General features: G+C 72.9%; 17 protein-coding genes and 1 riboswitch. Of the genes, 7 read left to right on the forward strand and 10 right to left on the reverse strand.

Going from position 1 to position 16,362, the window contains the following annotated elements; translation table 11 throughout:
- Positions 1–65 precede the first annotated feature (65 nt).
- Positions 66–395 carry a MoaF N-terminal domain-containing protein gene (locus ACFRMQ_RS24000; protein ID WP_380732649.1) on the reverse strand — a complete coding sequence of 110 codons (330 nt, stop codon included), beginning with the start codon at positions 393–395 and terminating at the stop codon, positions 66–68.
- A gap of 210 nt (positions 396–605) precedes the next feature.
- Between ACFRMQ_RS24000 and ACFRMQ_RS24005 the strand changes: the two genes are divergently transcribed.
- Together ACFRMQ_RS24005 and ACFRMQ_RS24010 are read left to right on the forward strand one after the other, a co-directional pair.
- The gene (locus ACFRMQ_RS24005; RefSeq protein ID WP_380732650.1) at positions 606–1,961 is read left to right on the forward strand and encodes an esterase/lipase family protein; all 1,356 of its coding nucleotides are present in this window, start codon (positions 606–608) and stop codon (positions 1,959–1,961) included.
- A gap of 299 nt (positions 1,962–2,260) precedes the next feature.
- Positions 2,261–2,425, forward strand: a riboswitch (cyclic di-AMP (ydaO/yuaA leader).
- Between the two features lies 1 nt (position 2,426).
- Complete coding sequence (locus ACFRMQ_RS24010) at positions 2,427–3,005, forward strand: hypothetical protein (RefSeq protein WP_380732651.1); 579 nt, start codon at positions 2,427–2,429, stop codon at positions 3,003–3,005.
- A gap of 142 nt (positions 3,006–3,147) precedes the next feature.
- On the opposite strand, the gene ACFRMQ_RS24015 is transcribed toward ACFRMQ_RS24010, so the two are convergent.
- Both ACFRMQ_RS24015 and ACFRMQ_RS24020 read right to left on the reverse strand, forming a co-directional pair.
- Entirely contained in the window at positions 3,148–3,822 is a 675-nt protein-coding gene (locus tag ACFRMQ_RS24015) for a hypothetical protein (RefSeq protein ID WP_380732652.1), read from the reverse strand.
- Between the two features lie 342 nt (positions 3,823–4,164).
- Positions 4,165–4,962 (reverse strand): IclR family transcriptional regulator, encoded by a 798-nt coding sequence (locus ACFRMQ_RS24020; RefSeq protein WP_380732653.1) that lies wholly within the window; start codon positions 4,960–4,962, stop codon positions 4,165–4,167.
- Positions 4,963–5,164: 202 nt separating this feature from the next.
- Between ACFRMQ_RS24020 and aceB the strand changes: the two genes are divergently transcribed.
- Together aceB and ACFRMQ_RS24030 are read left to right on the forward strand one after the other, a co-directional pair.
- Positions 5,165–6,817 carry a malate synthase A gene (aceB, locus tag ACFRMQ_RS24025; RefSeq protein ID WP_380732654.1) on the forward strand — a complete coding sequence of 551 codons (1,653 nt, stop codon included), beginning with the start codon at positions 5,165–5,167 and terminating at the stop codon, positions 6,815–6,817.
- Between the two features lie 130 nt (positions 6,818–6,947).
- Positions 6,948–7,334 carry a gamma-glutamylcyclotransferase gene (locus ACFRMQ_RS24030; protein WP_380732655.1) on the forward strand — a complete coding sequence of 129 codons (387 nt, stop codon included), beginning with the start codon at positions 6,948–6,950 and terminating at the stop codon, positions 7,332–7,334.
- Positions 7,335–7,367: 33 nt separating this feature from the next.
- Here ACFRMQ_RS24030 and ACFRMQ_RS24035 read toward each other — a convergent pair whose 3' ends face one another.
- From ACFRMQ_RS24035 to ACFRMQ_RS24065, 7 genes are all read right to left on the reverse strand, one after another.
- On the reverse strand, positions 7,368–8,753 hold the full coding sequence (locus ACFRMQ_RS24035) for an 8-oxoguanine deaminase (RefSeq protein WP_380732656.1): 1,386 nt from the start codon (positions 8,751–8,753) through the stop codon (positions 7,368–7,370).
- Positions 8,754–8,823: 70 nt separating this feature from the next.
- Positions 8,824–10,323, reverse strand: a complete 1,500-nt coding sequence (locus ACFRMQ_RS24040) for a nucleobase:cation symporter-2 family protein (protein WP_380732657.1) — start codon at positions 10,321–10,323, stop codon at positions 8,824–8,826.
- A 379-nt stretch (positions 10,324–10,702) separates the two neighbouring features.
- Entirely contained in the window at positions 10,703–11,623 is a 921-nt protein-coding gene (gene pucL / locus ACFRMQ_RS24045; protein WP_380732658.1) for a factor-independent urate hydroxylase, read from the reverse strand.
- 31 nt (positions 11,624–11,654) lie between these two features.
- Positions 11,655–11,990, reverse strand: a complete 336-nt coding sequence (uraH, locus tag ACFRMQ_RS24050) for a hydroxyisourate hydrolase (RefSeq protein ID WP_380732659.1) — start codon at positions 11,988–11,990, stop codon at positions 11,655–11,657.
- 100 nt (positions 11,991–12,090) lie between these two features.
- The gene (gene uraD, locus ACFRMQ_RS24055; RefSeq protein ID WP_380732660.1) at positions 12,091–12,594 is read right to left on the reverse strand and encodes a 2-oxo-4-hydroxy-4-carboxy-5-ureidoimidazoline decarboxylase; all 504 of its coding nucleotides are present in this window, start codon (positions 12,592–12,594) and stop codon (positions 12,091–12,093) included.
- A 246-nt stretch (positions 12,595–12,840) separates the two neighbouring features.
- Positions 12,841–13,221: a helix-turn-helix domain-containing protein gene (locus ACFRMQ_RS24060; protein WP_380732661.1), complete on the reverse strand. Its 381-nt coding sequence runs from the start codon at positions 13,219–13,221 to the stop codon at positions 12,841–12,843.
- Positions 13,218–13,472, reverse strand: a complete 255-nt coding sequence (locus ACFRMQ_RS24065; protein ID WP_380732662.1) for a thiamine-binding protein — start codon at positions 13,470–13,472, stop codon at positions 13,218–13,220. The genes ACFRMQ_RS24060 and ACFRMQ_RS24065 overlap by 4 nt, the downstream gene beginning before the upstream one ends.
- A 205-nt stretch (positions 13,473–13,677) precedes the next feature.
- Here ACFRMQ_RS24065 and ACFRMQ_RS24070 point away from each other — a divergent pair, with 205 nt between their 5' ends.
- The 3 genes from ACFRMQ_RS24070 to ACFRMQ_RS24080 all read left to right on the forward strand — a co-directional run.
- Entirely contained in the window at positions 13,678–14,523 is an 846-nt protein-coding gene (locus ACFRMQ_RS24070) for a TIM barrel protein (RefSeq protein WP_380732663.1), read from the forward strand.
- Positions 14,524–14,666: 143 nt separating this feature from the next.
- Complete coding sequence (locus ACFRMQ_RS24075; RefSeq protein ID WP_380732664.1) at positions 14,667–15,554, forward strand: 2-hydroxy-3-oxopropionate reductase; 888 nt, start codon at positions 14,667–14,669, stop codon at positions 15,552–15,554.
- Between the two features lie 360 nt (positions 15,555–15,914).
- On the forward strand, positions 15,915–16,362 hold a 448-nt coding region (locus ACFRMQ_RS24080), incomplete at its 3' end, for a glycerate kinase (protein ID WP_380732665.1).

Below are 16,362 nucleotides of genomic sequence, written 5' to 3' on the forward strand. Positions count from 1 at the left end.
GCCCCGGGGTCCGGTCCGTTCGGACATTCGGGAGCCGTTCGGCTCCCACACGGCGGTCCCGCCGCTCAGGCCACCCGCTCCAGCGTCCCGGTGTGCAGTTCGCCGACCCGGCCGCCCTCGCCCTCGAAGGTCCAGAAGGCCCGCACGGTCAGCTTGCCGAGGTCCATCACATGGCTGACGGTGATCCCGCTCTGCTCCGTCCAGCTGACGAAGTAGACCTCGGGCGCGACCTCGGCGACGTGCAGCCGCACGTCCTCCCACTGGCCCGCGGACTCGCCGAGGCCCTCCCAGCGCAGCCGCGTGCCGTCGGCCGAGTAGGTGTTGCGGAAGGCCGCGCCGTTGTCGGCCCGGAAGAGGTAGGTGCGGCCGGCGAAGGCGGGCAGGGGCGCGGTCATGGCGGGGCGGATCCTCGTTCCTGTGAGGTCATGGCGAGCCTCCGGTCGGGCCCACCGCTCTTGTGCACTGCGGATGATGTCAGACTTCCAATTTATCCGACCGGGCGCACTCGGTCAGGCACTCGCCACGGTACGGTTCGCCACCGCCCGGCCGTCGGGATGTGCGACCGGCACATGGGCACGGCCGGCCGGCGGCCCTAGCGTCCGGCCATGAGACGCACCCCCACGCACCCCGCCTCGACGAGGCGCGCCCCCACCGCCCTCGCCGCCGCGCTCCTGATGCTGGCCGCCGCCTTCCTCGGCGCCCCCACCGCCGCCCAGGCCGCGAGCGCCGCGAACACCGCGAACACCGCGAACACCGCGAACACCGCCACCACCGCCACCACCGTGAGTGGCGCCACCGCCGCCCCCCTCACTCTGGAAGCCACCTTCCCCGCCCCCGGCAACGGCTGGGCCAAGGTCGAGCGCTACCTCGACGCCACCCCCGGCTTCCGCGCCGAGCAGTTCCCGTCCGACGGCCGCGGCGACCAGGACGGCGCCCGCCGGACGTACTTCGGTACCGGCCGGCCCTCCTCCGCCCGTTTCCTGCTCTACTCCGCCGTCGGCTGGGACACCGGCAGCAAGGCCACCCCCGTCCTGTTGGTCCACGGAGCCAACGACAACGCCGACCGGGCCTGGGCGAACCCGGGGGAGAGCAGTGTCTGCGGCGCCGCGAGCTGCCCGTCCACCGGCCTCGCCCAGTACCTGTCCGGCACCGGCCACCGGGTCTTCGCGATCGGCTTCGCCCACAAGCACGGCGACAACCTGCTCCAGGCCCAGGCCGTCGGCGACGCCGTCGCGCTGATCCGGGACCGGCTCGGCGTCCCCCAGGTCGACGTGGTGGCGTGGAGCAAGGGCGAGGTCGCCGCCAGGGCGTACGTGTCCTCGGTGAAGCCCTCCTGGGGGAGGTCCTACGCGGGTGACGTGCGTCGTCTGATCACCCTCGGCGGGCCGAACGGCGGGCTGGACTACGTGTACGCGCACGGCTGGGACTTCGACCTGGTCTCCTGGCCGGCCTGCGGCGGCACCGCCAACGTGCCGTCCCCGCACCTCTCCATGACCTGCTACGGCACGTACACCGCGCAGCCCTGCCTCGGGGTCCTGCCGAGCGGCGGCTACGACTGCTACCCGGGCCAACGCCAACTGCTCGCCCGCTGGGACGGTACCTACGGGGTGGACTCCACCGCCCAGGACTGGTGGACCACATACTACGGCGGCCAGGGCTTCTACACCTCCGGCCAGGGCATCCAGGCGGCGATCGACGCGGGCTCGCTGATCGCGCCGCTCCGGCAGGCCGGCATCCCGGCCTCGGTGCGCACCTACCTGCTGGCGGGCGGGTCCGCCGACATTCCGGGCGTGCTCAACGAGAACCGCGGGCCGAGCGACGGCCTGGTGTTCACCGCGAGCGCGCTGGACACCACCGGCATCGCGACGGTCGGCGGCACCCGGCTGCTCGGCGGCCTCAACCACATGAAGCTCGCCTGGGCGCCGGAGGCGGAGAGCCAGGTCGACGCCTGGCTCGGCTGACCAGGCTGGAGCAGACCAGAGCAGGCCAGGCCAGGCCAGGCCAGACCAGACAGGACCAGGACGAACCCGATCGACTCAGCCGATTCGGCCGGCCGTCTTCCCCCGCTCCTCCGCCATCCGTCTCCCGGAAGTCGATCAACTCGACCGCCACTCGGTGTCGTTGATCGGCACCACTGTGACCTGTGCGACAACCGGCCCGGCCGAGTTGTCCGTCCACGGACGACCCGCCTAGCCTGCAACGGTCGTCCGCCCTCGCGGACCCCGTCGCCGGGACGCCGAGTCCCGTCCACCCGTCGGCGGGTCACCGAGCACCACAGTGGACGGGAGCGGGGGAACCAAGGTCAGCGCCCGGCTCGTACGCCCCCGCGTGCGGGCCGAGGCTAGGGGTGAAGCCGCTCCCGGGCGGCCGGGCAACCTCAGCCCGAACCCGACAGCTCACCTCGCAGGCGTCGCCGAGGTGACCCCATGCCCAAGCCCGACAGCTCCACGCTCCGGCCCGCGTTCGTGCGCGGCCGTCGTCGCGCACCGCGCCACGCCCGCCCGTCCCACCGCCTCCGCAACGCGGTCCTCGCCGCCGTCGGGGCGTTCGCCATCAGCGGCGCCGGCCTGCTCGGAGTGCCGTCCACCACGGGTGCCCAGGCGACCGCCGGCGCAGGTGCCGCCGCCGCGCCGACCGTCACCCAGGACCGGCTCGCCCCCGTCGGCATGGTCGCGGGCAAGGCCACGGCCGCCTCGCTCGTGCTGCACTCCTCGGACTGCGTCACCGCGAAGACCGTCGGTGTGGGCGTGCGCGACGCCGGCGGGAACAACCTTGACTTCCCCGGCCACGCGTCCGACGTGCGGATCTGCCCGGAGGGGTTCGACTTCACCAGCGCCGCGCGCGCCCTGCCGGCCGGGACGTACACCCAGTTCGGCTTCTGGCAGGACCTCGACGGCATCTGGCACGACCTGGCCGCGCGGCAGCTGGTGGTCTCCGCCGGCGGGACGCCGACGCGGACCCCGGCCCCTGCCGGCCACCCCGGGCCGGCAGGGCTGACCTCCTGACCTCCTGACCCCCTGACCTCCTGACCCTCTGGGACTCTCCGGGACCCTCTGGCCCGTGAACCCCGACCCCTCGGTGGGCGCGGGGCGGTACGCCCACCGGTGGGCGTTCGGCGGCGAGCGCCCACCGGCGGGACCGTACGGTTCAGGAGCCGGCGGCCGTCGCGACGACCGTGATGTCGAACGGCTGCCTGTTGTTGCTCTCGTCCGGGTCGTCCGCGCCGTGCACCTCGACCGAGCCGCCGCTCAGCGTGCCCGCCGGCAGTTCCGGGTCGAGCCGCACCGGGATGAGGGCGGTCGCGCTGCGCCCCTCCCGCAGCCCGGGCTCGAACGAGCACCGCACGACGCGGCCGTGGTCGCGGTTGCGGCCGAGCACCCGGCAGTCGGACGGGAAGTAGGGGCCCTCGGGCGTGACCCCCTTGGGCAGGGTGACCACGACGGTGAACGGGGAGGCCGTGGTGCCCGGGCCGCGGTTGCCGACGAACGCGCGGACGGTGGTGGTGCCACCGGGGGCGGCCGCGTCCGGGTCGAGCCGGACCACCTCGAGGTCGGCGCGGGACGGGCGGTCGGCCGCCGGTGCGGGCAGCGTGGTGGCCTCGGAGACCCCGGGTGCCGCCGGCGCGGGCAGCGTGGTGGCCTCGGAGACCCCGGGAGTTACCGGGGCGGGCAGCGTGGTGGCCTCGGACGTCGTGGGCGCGGGCAGGGTGGACGCCGCCTGCGCGCCCGGCACGACGACCTCCACCGCGGGCCGGGGCTCGGGGCGGTGCAGCGCCCAGGACGGGTCGGTGGCCAGCACCGTCACCGCGCACCCCGCTGCCACGGCCGCGATCAACCCGGCGCCGCCGAAGCCCCCGCCTCTTCCGGCGGCGCGCCGCGTGCCGCCGTCCCGTCCGCCGGTGTTTCGTCCGCCGCTGCCCCGACCGTCACCGCCCCGCACGTCGGTACCGCCTGCCGCACCGCCCCGCACGTCCCGGTCCTGCTGCTCCATCCCCGCTCACCCTGCCCTCGCGTCCCGGCCGCCCGCGCCGTCGCGGGCCGCGTCGGCACCAGGGTGGCGGAGCCGTCACCGGAGCCGGGTGCCAACCCGCCCGTCGTCCGCCCGAACGGGTGACGCGGCGCGCCGACACGGCCACGTCGGCCGGCAACGGGGGTTGACGTGGTGTCAGGGGGCGAGGACCTGCCCCAGCCGAGCCGCGATCTGGTGCATCACCGGTACCAGCGAGGCGGCCCCGGCCTGTTCCTCCAGGGCGCGGATGCGGGCCTCCGGGCCGGAGACGGAGAGCGCGGTCGGCGTCGGCGCGCCCGGGACGGCGAGCGCGATGCAGCGGACGCCGATCTCCTGCTCCTGGTCGTCGACCACGTAGCCGCGCTCGCGTGCCTCGGCGAGCTGGCGCATCAGCTCCTGCGGGTCGGTGACGGTGTACTCGGTGTGCGCGGGCAGCGGGTTGGGGCCGAGCACGGCGCGAGCCTCGTCCTCGGGCAACTGGGCGAGCAGCGCCTTGCCGACGCCGGTGCAGTGCGGCTGCACCCGTCGGCCGACCTCGGTGAACATCCGCATCGAGCGGCGCGACTGCACCTGGCCGACGTACACCACCTCGCCGCCCTCCAGCACCGCCAGGTTGGCGGTCTCGCCGGTGGCCTCCATCAGTTCGGCCAGGTACGGGCGGGCCCAGCTGCCGAGCAGTCGGCCGGCCGTCTCGCCGAGGCGGATCAGCCGGGGGCCGAGGGTGTAGCGGCGCGCGGTGTCCTGGCGGACATAGCCCTGCTGGACGAGGGTACGAACCAGTCTGTGGATGGTCGGCATCGGGAGGCCGGAGCTGGTGGAGAGCTCGCTGAGCGTGGCCACGCCGCCGGAGTCGGCCAGCGCCTCCAGGAGTTGGAAGGCGCGCTCGACGGACTGCACGCCGCCGCTCGCGCGGTCGGTGCCTGTCGTCGGTGCTGAGTCGGAGGTCGCGGCCACCGGCGTTCCCTTCGCTGTCGGTGAGGAGTAGAGTCCCGGCGATCTCTCAACAAACCGTTGAAATTCTGTATCGCGGAAACTAGTCTCCACCTTACAGAATCGAACTCGCCGGTAGGCGGGTGCGGATCGTGGAAGTTCCCCCGAGGAAGTTCCCACTGGAGCTCCCTTCGTCAGGTTCAACCGTCTTAGGAGTGTCCTGCCCATGGCTGCAGATCAGGGGCCCGTCGGCGCCTCCCTCGCCGCTCCGGCCGTCACTGTCGCCGGTCCTCGCGTCCACCGGGCGGAGGAGGTGCTCACTCCGGAGGCGCTCGCCTTCGTCGCCGGGCTCCATCGAGCCTTCGAGGAACGCCGGCAGGACCTCCTGGCCAGGCGCAAGGCCCGCCGGGCCGAGATCGCCGCCACCGGCACGCTGGACTTCCTCCCCGAGACCGCCGAGGTCCGGGCCGGGGACTGGAAGGTCGCCGAAGCGCCCCGCGCCCTCCGGGACCGCCGGGTGGAGATCACCGGCCCGACCGACCGCAAGATGGTCATCAACGCACTCAACTCCGGCGCGAAGGTCTGGCTCGCCGACTTCGAGGACGCCACCTCCCCGACCTGGGAGAACGTGATCAGCGGCCAGGTCAACCTGATCGACGCCTTCGAGGGCCGGATCGACTTCACCAGCGCGGCCGGCAAGGCCTACGCCCTCAAGCCCGCCGCCGAACTCGCCACCGTCGTGGTCCGCCCGCGCGGCTGGCACCTGGACGAGAACCACCTGCTGGTCGACGGCACGCCGGTGGCCGGCGCGTTCGTCGACTTCGGCCTCTACTTCTTCCACAACGCCGCCCGGCTGCTGGCCAAGGGTGCCGAGGACCCCAACTCCGGCCCGTACTTCTACCTGCCGAAGACCGAGAGCCACCTCGAAGCCCGGCTGTGGAACGACGTGTTCACCCACGCCCAGGCCGAACTCGGCATCCCGTACGGAACCGTCCGGGCGACCGTGCTGATCGAGACCATCACCGCCGCGTTCGAGATGGACGAGATCCTCCACGAACTGCGCGACCACGCGGCCGGCCTCAACGCCGGGCGCTGGGACTACCTGTTCTCGATCGTCAAGAACTTCCGCGACGGCGGCGCGCACTACATCCTGCCGGACCGCAACGGCGTCACCATGGCCTCGCCGTTCATGGCCGCCTACACCCGGCTGCTGGTGCGGACCTGCCACCGGCGCGGTGCCCACGCGATCGGCGGGATGGCCGCGTTCATCCCGAGCCGCCGCGACCCCGAGGTCAACGCGGCCGCGCTGGAGAAGGTCAAGGCCGACAAGGACCGCGAGGCCGGGAACGGCTTCGACGGCTCCTGGGTCGCCCACCCCGACCTGGTGCCGGTCGCCCGGGCCTCCTTCGACGCGGTGCTCGGCGAGCGGCCGAACCAGAAGGACGACCCCGGCCCGTCCGAGCCGGTGACCGCCGCCCAGCTGCTCGACATCGCCGGCGCCGGCGGCAGCTGCACCCGCGCGGGGCTGCGCAACGCCGTCCAGGTCGGGATCCGCTACATCGAGGCCTGGCTGCGCGGGATCGGCGCGGTCGGCATCTTCAACATGATGGAGGACGCCGCCACCGCCGAGATCTCGCGCTCGCAGATCTGGCAGTGGATCCACAACGGGGTCGTGCTGTCCGACACCGGCGAGAAGGCCACCGCCGGGCTGGTCCGCACTCTGGTCGCCGCGGAGCTGGCCGAACTCCTCACCGAACTGGGCGAGGACGCCTACGGCGCCGGCCGTTGGCGCGAGGCCGCGCAGCTCTTCGAACAGGTCGCCCTGGCCGAGGAGTTCGCGGACTTCCTGACCCTGCCGGCGCTTCCGCTGCTGGGCTGAGCCCACGCCACCCGCCGGGCCGAGCTGCTCCGGCGGGCCCACCCCCGTGTTCCGTGCGGCGGCGAGTCCACCGGGCCTCCCGCCGCCGCACGGAACGTCCTTCCCCGTTCCACGGCACAGGAGTCGAACCATGGCACGCATCTTCTTCAACGGCCAGGCGATGGTCGGCGGTCCCTTCCACGCCAAGGTCGCCGACGCGCTGATCGGGCCGGCGCGCACCGCACCGGGCCACCGCTTCTTCTCCATCGACGACGTGTGCCCCGGGCTGCTGCGCGACCCCGCCGTCGACACCTCGATCGAGGGGGAGCTGTACGAGATCGGCCTGGAGCACCTGCGGGACGTCATCCTCCCCGGTGAACCGCGCGAGCTGGAGCTGGGAGTGATCGAGCTGGAGGACGGCTCGGCCTGCCTGTCGATGCTGCTGGCCCGCGGCGAGGTCGAACGCGGCGTCCACCGCGAGATCACCCACCACGGCGGCTGGCGGGCCTACCTGGCCACGCTGGGGCGTACGGCCTGAGGGAGGGGTGGCGGCCGGCGGGCCGTCACCCGGTCAGGCCCGACGGCCCGCCAGCTCCCGGGCGGCCCGGGAGCAGTCGCGCGCGATCCGGTCCTCGTCGACCGTGGTCAGCCGCCCCTGCTCGACCACCGCGTTGCCGTTGACGAACAGCACCGCGAGCGGCGGCAGCGCGCCGAGGGTGAGCGCGGCGACCGGGTCGGCGATGGAGGAGTGCATGACCCCGTCGATCTTCCACAGTGCCAGGTCGGCGAGCTTGCCGGCCTCGATCGAGCCGATCTCGTCCTGCCTGCCGAGCACCCTGGCACCGCCCATGGTGCCCAGCCGCAGCGCCTGCCGCCCGGTCAGCGCGGCGGGCGAACCGTGCAGCCGGTTGATCAGCAGCGCGTTGCGCAGCTCCGTACCCAACTCGCCGGACTCGTTGGAGGCGGTGCCGTCGACCCCGAGCCCGACCGGTACGCCCGCCCGGAGCATGTCGGGCACCCGGGCGATGCCGGCCGCCAGCCGGGCGTTGGAGGACGGGCAGTGGGCGACCCCGGTGCCGGTCTCGGCGAACTTGGCGATGTCGGAGTCGTTCATGTGGACGCAGTGCGCCATCCAGACGTCCTCGCCGAGCCAGCCCACCGACTCGAAGTAGTCGGTCGGTCCCATGCCGAACAGCTCCCGGCAGAACCGTTCTTCCTCGGCCGTCTCCGAGCCGTGGGTGTGCAGCCGGACGCCTTTGCGGCGGGCGAGTTCGGCGGACCGGCGGAGCAGGCCGGTGGAGACCGAGAAGGGCGAGCAGGGCGCGAGGGCGATGTGCAGCATCGAGCCGAAGGAGGCGTCGTGGTAGCGGTCGACGGCGGCCTCGGAGGCGGCCAGGATGTCGTCCGCCTCCTCGACCGCGTGGTCCGGAGGCAGTCCGCCGTCCTTCTCGGAGCGGTCCATCGAGCCGCGCAGCGCAGTGAAGCGCAGGCCGAGCTCCCGGACCGCCTCGATGGAGGCCCCGAGGACGTCGCCGCCGTCCTTCGGGAACACGTAGTGGTGGTCGGAGGCGGTGGTGCAGCCGGACTTGAGCAGCGCGGCGGCGGAGCCCTGGCTGGCGGCGTGGACGAGTCGTTCGTCGATCCGCGCCCAGGTCGGGTAGAGGGCGACCAGCCAGTCGAACAGGATGTCGTCCTGGGCCAGGCCGCGGGTGATCCACTGGTAGAAGTGGTGATGGGTGTTGACCAGCCCGGGGGTGGCCAGGTGGCCCTCGCCGTCGATCCGGCGTACCACGCCGTCCAGTCCCGTCGGGGCCGGGCCGTCGCCCACCGCCTCGATGGTGTTGCCGAGGACGACCACGTGGCCGCGGGCGTACTCGGTGTCGTCGGTGTCCACGGTGGCGATCGCGACGTTCTCGATCACGATCCGCCGGTCGGCGGGCGGGGGCTGGACTGCCATGGTGTGCCTCCTCTGGGGAAGGGCCGAGAGGGGCGCGTGCGCAGCGGCCCGCGCCCCCTCGCCGTGCAGATCAGGACGGTGTCGCCGCGGTCGGGACCTGGGGAACCGTTGGCGCCGTCGCACCGGAATCCTGTCCGGATCCGGTCCGGCGGGAGGTCCCGACGTGGTGGAAGAGCAGGTTGAGCAGGACGGCCATCACGCAGCCGGCCGAGATCCCCGAGTGCAGCAGGGTCCGGACGGCCTCCGGGAAGGAGTCGTAGAACGCGGGTACGGCGATCGGGATGATGCCGACACCGAGCGAGACCGATACCAGGATGGTGTGCGAGCCGGACTCCATTCCGGCCTCCGCGAGGGTGCGGATGCCGCTCGCCGCGACCGTGCCGAAGAGCACGATCCCGGCGCCGCCGAGCACGGGCTGCGGCACCACCGAGACGACCGCGCCCAGCACGGGGAACAGCCCCAGCAGGACCAGGATGCCGCCGCCGGCCGCGACCACGAAGCGGCTGCGGATCTTCGTCAGCGCCACCAGCCCGATGTTCTGGGCGAAGGCGCTGGCGGCGAAGCCGTTGAAGACGGGGCTGAGCGCGGTGGCCAGGCCGTCGGCCCGCAGGCCGGCGGCGAGGGTGGGCTCGTCGGCCTCGCGGTCGACGATCTTGCCGAGGGCGAGCATGTCGGCGGTGGACTCGGTCATCGAGACCACCATGACGATGCACATCGAGACGATCGCGGCGGCGTCGAACACGGGCGCGCCGAAGTGGAACGGGGAGGGCAGCGAGAAGACGCTCGCGTCCTTGACCGCGCCGAAGTCGGTCAGCCCCAGCGGGAAGGCGATCAGGGTGCCGAACGCCAGGCCGATGAGCAGGGACAGCCGCTGCCAGAAGCCGCGCAGCAGCCGGTCGCAGAGCACCACCGCGACGAGGGTGATCGCGGCGAGGCCGATGGCCCGCATGGAGCCGAATCCGGGGGCGCCCGGCGAGCCGCCGCGCGCCCAGTTGACCGCCACCGGGAGCAGGGACACCCCGATGAGGGTGATCACGGTGCCCTGGACGACCGGGGGGAAGAACCGGATGAGCTTGCAGAAGTACGGTGCCGCGACGAAGCACAGGAGCCCCGCGACGATCACCGCTCCGAAGATCACCGGGAGGGCGTCCTTCGGTCCCCCCGTCCTCTCGATGGAGCCCTTCGCGATGGCGATCATGGGAGCGACCCCCGCGAAGGAGACGCCGTTCACGAACGGCAGGCGGGCGCCGATCTTCCAGATGCCGAGGGTCTGGAGGAGGGTGGCCAGTCCGGCGGTGAACAGGCTGGCCGAGATGAGCAGGGCGAGTTCGGCGGGGGAGAGCCCGACGCCGGCTCCGACGATGAGCGGGGGTGCGACGACTCCCGCGTACATCGCGGCGACGTGCTGGAGCCCGGTGGAGATCAGCTTCGCCGGGGGCAGCAACTCGTCCACGGGGTGGGGTCCGGAGCCGGATGGCTCACCGGGGAGCTGGGCTGACGCGCCGTCCGGTCCGTGCGCTCTTGCCGGGGTGGAACCGCCGTCTGTACTGCTGGTGTTGCTGGGTGCCATGTCGAGCCCCTCTTGTGCCCGTGGCTCCCGGCGCGCCCGTGGCGCTGGAGTGCGGTTGGTGCCGGTGCGGCCGAGGGCGGGAGGGTGGTGCAGGGGCCCCTCGGCCGGGCTCTCCAGTGCCCCGGGCCGGCCGCCGCGAGGCAGACACGAACTCCGGTGGGTGGGGGTGGAGAAACGATGGGTGCGGGTGGAACCGCTGGTACGGGTGCGGCTGGTGGAACGAGTGGATCCAGTGGGCCGAGTGAAACGGCTGGAGCGGCTGGAGCGGGTGGAACGGCTGGAGCGGTCACTGCGGGCGGAGTGGCCCGCCCGGACTCCACCGGCCCGCGGGGGCCGGAGGGTGCGGCGGTACCGGGCGGTGCCCAAGCGGTGGGGGAGGTCAGGCGACCGGGATGACCGGGACGACGCCCTGGCGGTGCACGGTGCCCTCGATCAGGCCGTACATGCGGTCCGCAGCGAAGTAGACCTCGTTGTCGTTCTCGAGGCCGAACGGCTCCAGGTCGACCAGGAAGTGGTGCTTGTTGGGCAGTTCGAGGCGGACCTCGTCCACCTCGGTGCGGTTGTCGAGGACCCGGGTGCCCATCGCGTGCAGGGTCTGCTGCAGCGAGTAGGAGTAGGTCTCGGCGAACGCCTCCAGCAGGTGCCGCCTCACCTGGGCGTAGGAGCGGTTCCAGTGGGGCTGGGCCTCGCCGGCCTCGCCGCTGTAGCCGAACTTCCAGCGGGCGGTGACCTGGGTGGCGAGGATGCGGTCGTACGCCTCCTGGAGGGTGGTGTAGCCGTCCTTGATGTAGCCCCAGAACTCCGAGTTGGTGGAGTTCATGACGACCAGGTCCTTGAGACCGGAGATCACCTGGACGGACTCTCCGTCGTAGACGATCTCGCTGGTGCGGACCTCTTGGCCGCTGCGGACGAACGAGTGGCCGATCTCCTCCGAGCCGATGAAGCGGGCGGAGCTGTCGGGCGTCCGGATCCGGTCCCAGGAGTACTCCTCGATCCGGATCCGGGCGCCGTGCACGACGCCGCGCTCGGTGTCGTCGACGAAGTGGCGCGCCAGGAGGATGCCGAAGGCCTCGGCCGACTCGATGCCGTACTCCTTGGCGAAGGCGTAGACGGTGTTCTTGGTGGTGTCGGTGGGGAGGCAGTTGGCGTTGGACCCGGTGAGGTGGACGTCCTCGAACTCGCCCCGGAGCGAGACCGAGACGTTCAGGTCCTTGATCTCGTGCCGGGTGGAGTCGCGGTTGATCCGGACGATGCGGTTCTCCGCCTTGCCGTACTGGTTCTGACCGAGCACGTGGGCCATGACGTGGCTCCTAGGTTTCCAGGTCGGTCCACTAACTTCCGCGGTAGACCGAGTATCCGAACGGGTTGAGCAGCAGCGGCACGTGGTAGTGGTGCTGTTCGGGCGCGACCGTGAAGACGATCGAGACCTCGGGGAAGAACGGCGGCTCGTCGGACCGGAGCGCGTGGTACGCGCCGGTGTCGAAGAGCAGCCGGACGACCGAGCCCGCCTCCACGGCCGGCAGGTCCTTGACCCGGCCGTCGGAGTCCGTGGCGGAGGTGCCGAGCACCTGCCAGCCACCCTCGGTGTGCAGTGCGAGCTCGACGGGGACGCCCTCGGCCGGGCGGCCGAGGCTGGTGTCGAGCACGTGGGTGGAGATGCCAGTCATGGGTGAAGTGACCTTACTGATGGCAGAGGTGATGGTGCGTCGTCTCCTCGGGCGGCGAGCTGCCCGACGGAGCACTCTTTCGTGGTGAAGCGACGAGGCGTCAGGAGTGGCCGAGCAGGCGGTCGAGACGGATGTCGTTGATCTTGCGCAGTTCCCCGCGGACGGTCTCCGCCTCGGTGGCGGCGTCGTTGGGGTGGCGCTCGCGCAGGGCGGCGAGCATGCCGACCGCGGTGCGACCGGTTGCGCAGATCAGGAAGACGTGGCCGAACTTGGCCTCGTAGGCGGCGTTGGCCTCGTGCAGCTCGTCGAGGACCGCCTGGTCCACGCCGTGGATTCCGGCCTGTTCGCGCTCGGAGGCGGCGTCGCCCGCGATGGGCTCGCCGATCCGGGCGTGGCAGGCCATCGCGTCGCGCAGGTCCTCGGCGGTCAGTGATGCCATGGCCGCCGCGTTGGCGGCGAGCAGGGCCTCGCGATCGGGCCAGGGGCCGGCGTCCGCGACCGCGGCGGCCCAGCGGGGACTGGAGCAGACCTCCAGCAGGATCTCCGTCAGCCGCGCGGTGTCGGCCGCGGCCAGGGAGTCGAGGGTGTGGGGGTGGTTGGTCACGAGTGGACCTCCTGAAGAGTGGTGCCACCCGGAAAAGCTAGATCGACCCCACCCGGTCGTCAACACTTTGTTGAACGCTTGGTGGTCACGTTTTGAACCGGGCCGAGATGCCGGGCCCTTTCGTGTGCGATTCGCCAAGTGTGCCCCGCCGCAAGCCGATCCAGTCCTGCCGCGCCGGCGGGGTCACCCGTTCGGAAGTCCCTGGGCGGGGGTCGCGCGCGCCCCGGAGGGCGCCGTGCCGGAGTGTCAGGAGGACTTCGATCCGTCCTGGCGGTTCAGGTAGTTGTACACGGTGAAGCGGCTGACGCCCAGGGCCGAGGCGACCGTCTCCACGCCGTGGCGGACGGTGAAGGCGCCGCGCTCCTCCAGCAGGGCGACCACCCGCTGCTTCTCCAGCCGGTCGAGCTCGGCCAGTGGGCGACCGTCGAACTGGCGGGCCATCTCGGCCAGCATCCGGTCCAGCGCGCTGCTCAGGTGCGGCAGCCGGACGGCCAGGGCGGGGGCGCCCTCCCACTCCAGGACCACGTCGTCGGGCTTCGCCTCTCCCAGCGGGACGCTGGTCGCGCCGACCGCGGCCAGCAGCGGCTTCACCGCCGCGGCGAGCGGGTGCTCCACGTTCGCGGTCACGGCGTACCGCCCTCCTCTCCCAGCACGCTGACCTGGACCGAGATCCGGGTCGCCCCGGCGTCCAGGGTCTCCTTGAGCAGCTTGGTCACCGCGGTGAGGACCTGTTCGGCCCCGCCCTCGGCGCTGGTGCCGAAGGGGCCGACCGACACGGCGAGGCCGGCCTCGTCGACGACCGTGCGGGCCGTCGCGGCGTGCTCCGGAAACGTGTCCAGCTCGAACGGTTCTGTCGTGAACTCCACCATCAATCGCACGAGGTCACTGTAGCGAGCGGGGTGTGGGGCCGGGCAGGGGCCGGGTGATCGAACGGCCCGCCGCTCGGATGGCGCACTCCGGGAGTCGCTTCAACAAAATGTTGCGACTCCCTTGACACTCGCTCGACGGGCCGGAGATGCTTCCACCACGCAGAATCCCTCTTCCGGATCGTGGAAGTTGTGGATGGCGGAAGAGAGTTGAGAGGTGAGTGGCGTGACAGCGGCTGCCAAGCACGACTTCACGGTCAACCTGTCGATCCTGTTCGGTGAACTGCCCCTCCTGGAGCGCCCCGCCGCGGCCGCCGCGGCCGGCTTCACGGCGGCCGAACTCTGGTGGCCCTTCGGTGAGCGGCACGACCCTTCGCCGGCCGAACTGGACGCGCTGCGCCAGGCGTTCACGGACGCCGGGGTCCGGCTGACCGGCCTCAACTTCCTGGACGACCTGAGCCGGGGCGCCCGCGGGACGGTCTCGGTGCCGTCCGAACGGGACCGCTTCCGCGCCAACGTCCCGGTCGCCGCGGAACTCGCGGCCTCGCTCGGCGCCACCGCGCTCAACGCGCTGTACGGCAACCGGGTCGAGGGCGTCGAGCCGGCCGAGCAGGACGCGCTGGCCCTGGAGCACCTGGTGCTCGCCGCCCGGGCCGCGCACGGGATCGGCGCCGTCCTGCTGATCGAGGCCCTGAACGGGGCCGAGTCGCCGCACTACCCGCTGGTCACGGCCGCCGCCGCGGTCGAGGTGGTCGACCGGGTCAACGCCGCCACCGGCCTGGGGAACGCCAGGTTCCTCTGCGACCTGTACCACCTGGCCAAGAACGGCGAGGACCTGGCGGCGGTCATCGACACCCACGCCGACCGCATCGGCCACGTGCAGATCGCCGACAATCCGGGCCGCAACGAGCCCGGCACCGGCGAGCTGGACTTCGAGGACCTGTTCGCCCGGCTCACGGCCGCCGGCTACGCGGGCTCGATCGGCCTGGAGTACCGCCCCTCCACCGGCGTCAGCGCCGACAGCTTCGGGTGGCTGCCGCGCGAGCTGCGTGCCGCCGAGTAGCGCGGCCGCCCGGTCCGACCCGGCGCCGCGGCCGCCCGGTCCGGCCGAGCGCCACGCCACTCGGCGCGGCCGTCGAGCCGTGTGCCGCCCGACCCGCCCGACCCGCCCGACCCCCACCCGCACACGTAAGGAATCTCGACGCGATGAGCCGCAAGATCGCTTTCATCGGCCTCGGCATCATGGGCAGTCCGATGGCCGCCAACCTGGTCAAGGCCGGTCACCACGTCACCGGCTTCAACCTCACCCGGCCGCCGATCGACGCCCTGGTCGCGGCCGGCGGCCACGGTGCCGGGAGCATCGCGGAGGCGGTGCGGGACGCCGAGGTCGTCATCACCATGGTCCCGGCCGACCCACAGGTCGAGCAGGTCATCCTGGGGGAGGGCGGCGTGCTGGAGCACGCCGCGCCCGGCACCCTGGTGATCGACATGTCCTCGATCACCCCGCAGACCTCGATCAAGGTCGGGGCCGCGGCCCGGGAGAAGGGCGTCCGCACCCTGGACGCCCCGGTCTCCGGCGGCGAGGCGGGTGCCGTCGAGGCGGTTCTGTCGATCATGGTCGGCGGCGACGCCGAGGACTTCGCCGAGGCGAAGCCGCTGTTCGACGCGCTGGGCACCACGGTCGTCCACGTCGGCCCGGCCGGCGCCGGCCAGACCGTCAAGGCCGCCAACCAGCTGATCGTCGCGGTCCACCTCCAAGTGCTCGCCGAGGCCGTGGTGTTCCTGGAGAACGCCGGCGTCGACCTCGCGGCCGCGCTGGACGTGCTCGGCGGCGGCCTGGCCGGCTCCACCGTGCTCAACCGCAAGAAGGCGAACATGCTCGGCCGCGAGTTCGCCCCGGGCTTCCGGATCGACCTCCACCACAAGGACATGGGCATCGTCACCGACGCGGCCCGTGCCGTGGGCGCCGCGCTGCCGGTCGGCGCGGTGGTGGCCCAGCTGGTCGCCTCCGCCCGGGCCAACGGCGACGGCTCGCTCGACCACTCGGCGCTCCTGCGTGGCGTCGAGCGGCTCTCCGGGCGCGAGGTCGGGTAGCCCGAGCGCCGATCCCGGGGGCTCCCGCGCGGAGCCCCCGGCCCGGACCCCTCCTGGCGGCGTGTACCTCATCCGGTCGTGCCCGCGCCGCCAGGAGGCAGGACCCGACCGGCGGGCGCGCCGGGGCTCATCCGCCCGCCTGCCGGTCGATCCGAGCCGGTGACGCGTACGTCCCCAGGTGGCACTTCGGTCGTGCCCGGTACGCGTCGCCCGGCCTCCTCCCCACCGAGGGGAGCTCTCGTACGTCGGAAGCGGGACGAGGGAACGGCGGGGAGGGGGTCGCACCCCCGGACCGGGGGGCACATGCTGGACGCACATCGGCGGACCGCCGCCGGACCCGTACGGAAGCGAGGACGCGCCATGCCCCCCATCCCCCACCAGGGCCATGTGGTCGTCGCCCCCGACAAGTTCAAGGGCACCCTGGAGGGCGCCGAGGCGGCGGCCCGGATCGCCGCGGGCATCAGGCGCGCCGCGCCCGGTACCGAGGTGCGCGAACTGCCCGTCGCCGACGGCGGCGAGGGCACCCTGGCCGCCGCGCTGGCGGCCGGCTTCAGCCGGGTCCCGGCCACGGTGGCCGGCCCGACCGGGCTGCCGGTGGAGGCCGCGCTCGCCGTCCGGGACGACACCGCCGTGGTCGAACTGGCCCAGGCCTCGGGCCTGGCCCGGCTGCCCGGCGGCCGGGCGGCCCCGCTGGCCGCCGGCTCCCACGGGGTCGGCCAGCTGATCGCCAAGGCGGTCGAGCTCGGCGCCGGGCGGATCGTGCTGGGCCTCGGCGGCAGCGCCTGTACGGACGGCGGCGCCGGCATGC

The sequence above is a fragment of the Kitasatospora sp. NPDC056783 genome (genome assembly GCF_042789895.1).
GTDB lineage: Bacteria > Actinomycetota > Actinomycetes > Streptomycetales > Streptomycetaceae > Kitasatospora.

Coding starts and splice junctions, on each gene's coding strand:
- ACFRMQ_RS24000 (WP_380732649.1), bottom strand. CDS start 395: ATGACCGCGCCCCTGCCCGCCTTCGCCGGCCGCACCTACCTCTTCCGG.
- ACFRMQ_RS24005 (WP_380732650.1), top strand. CDS start 606: ATGAGACGCACCCCCACGCACCCCGCCTCGACGAGGCGCGCCCCCACC.
- ACFRMQ_RS24010 (WP_380732651.1), top strand. CDS start 2,427: ATGCCCAAGCCCGACAGCTCCACGCTCCGGCCCGCGTTCGTGCGCGGC.
- aceB (WP_380732654.1), top strand. CDS start 5,165: ATGGCTGCAGATCAGGGGCCCGTCGGCGCCTCCCTCGCCGCTCCGGCC.
- ACFRMQ_RS24030 (WP_380732655.1), top strand. CDS start 6,948: ATGGCACGCATCTTCTTCAACGGCCAGGCGATGGTCGGCGGTCCCTTC.
- ACFRMQ_RS24035 (WP_380732656.1), bottom strand. CDS start 8,753: ATGGCAGTCCAGCCCCCGCCCGCCGACCGGCGGATCGTGATCGAGAAC.
- ACFRMQ_RS24040 (WP_380732657.1), bottom strand. CDS start 10,323: ATGGCACCCAGCAACACCAGCAGTACAGACGGCGGTTCCACCCCGGCA.
- pucL (WP_380732658.1), bottom strand. CDS start 11,623: ATGGCCCACGTGCTCGGTCAGAACCAGTACGGCAAGGCGGAGAACCGC.
- uraH (WP_380732659.1), bottom strand. CDS start 11,990: ATGACTGGCATCTCCACCCACGTGCTCGACACCAGCCTCGGCCGCCCG.
- ACFRMQ_RS24075 (WP_380732664.1), top strand. CDS start 14,667: ATGAGCCGCAAGATCGCTTTCATCGGCCTCGGCATCATGGGCAGTCCG.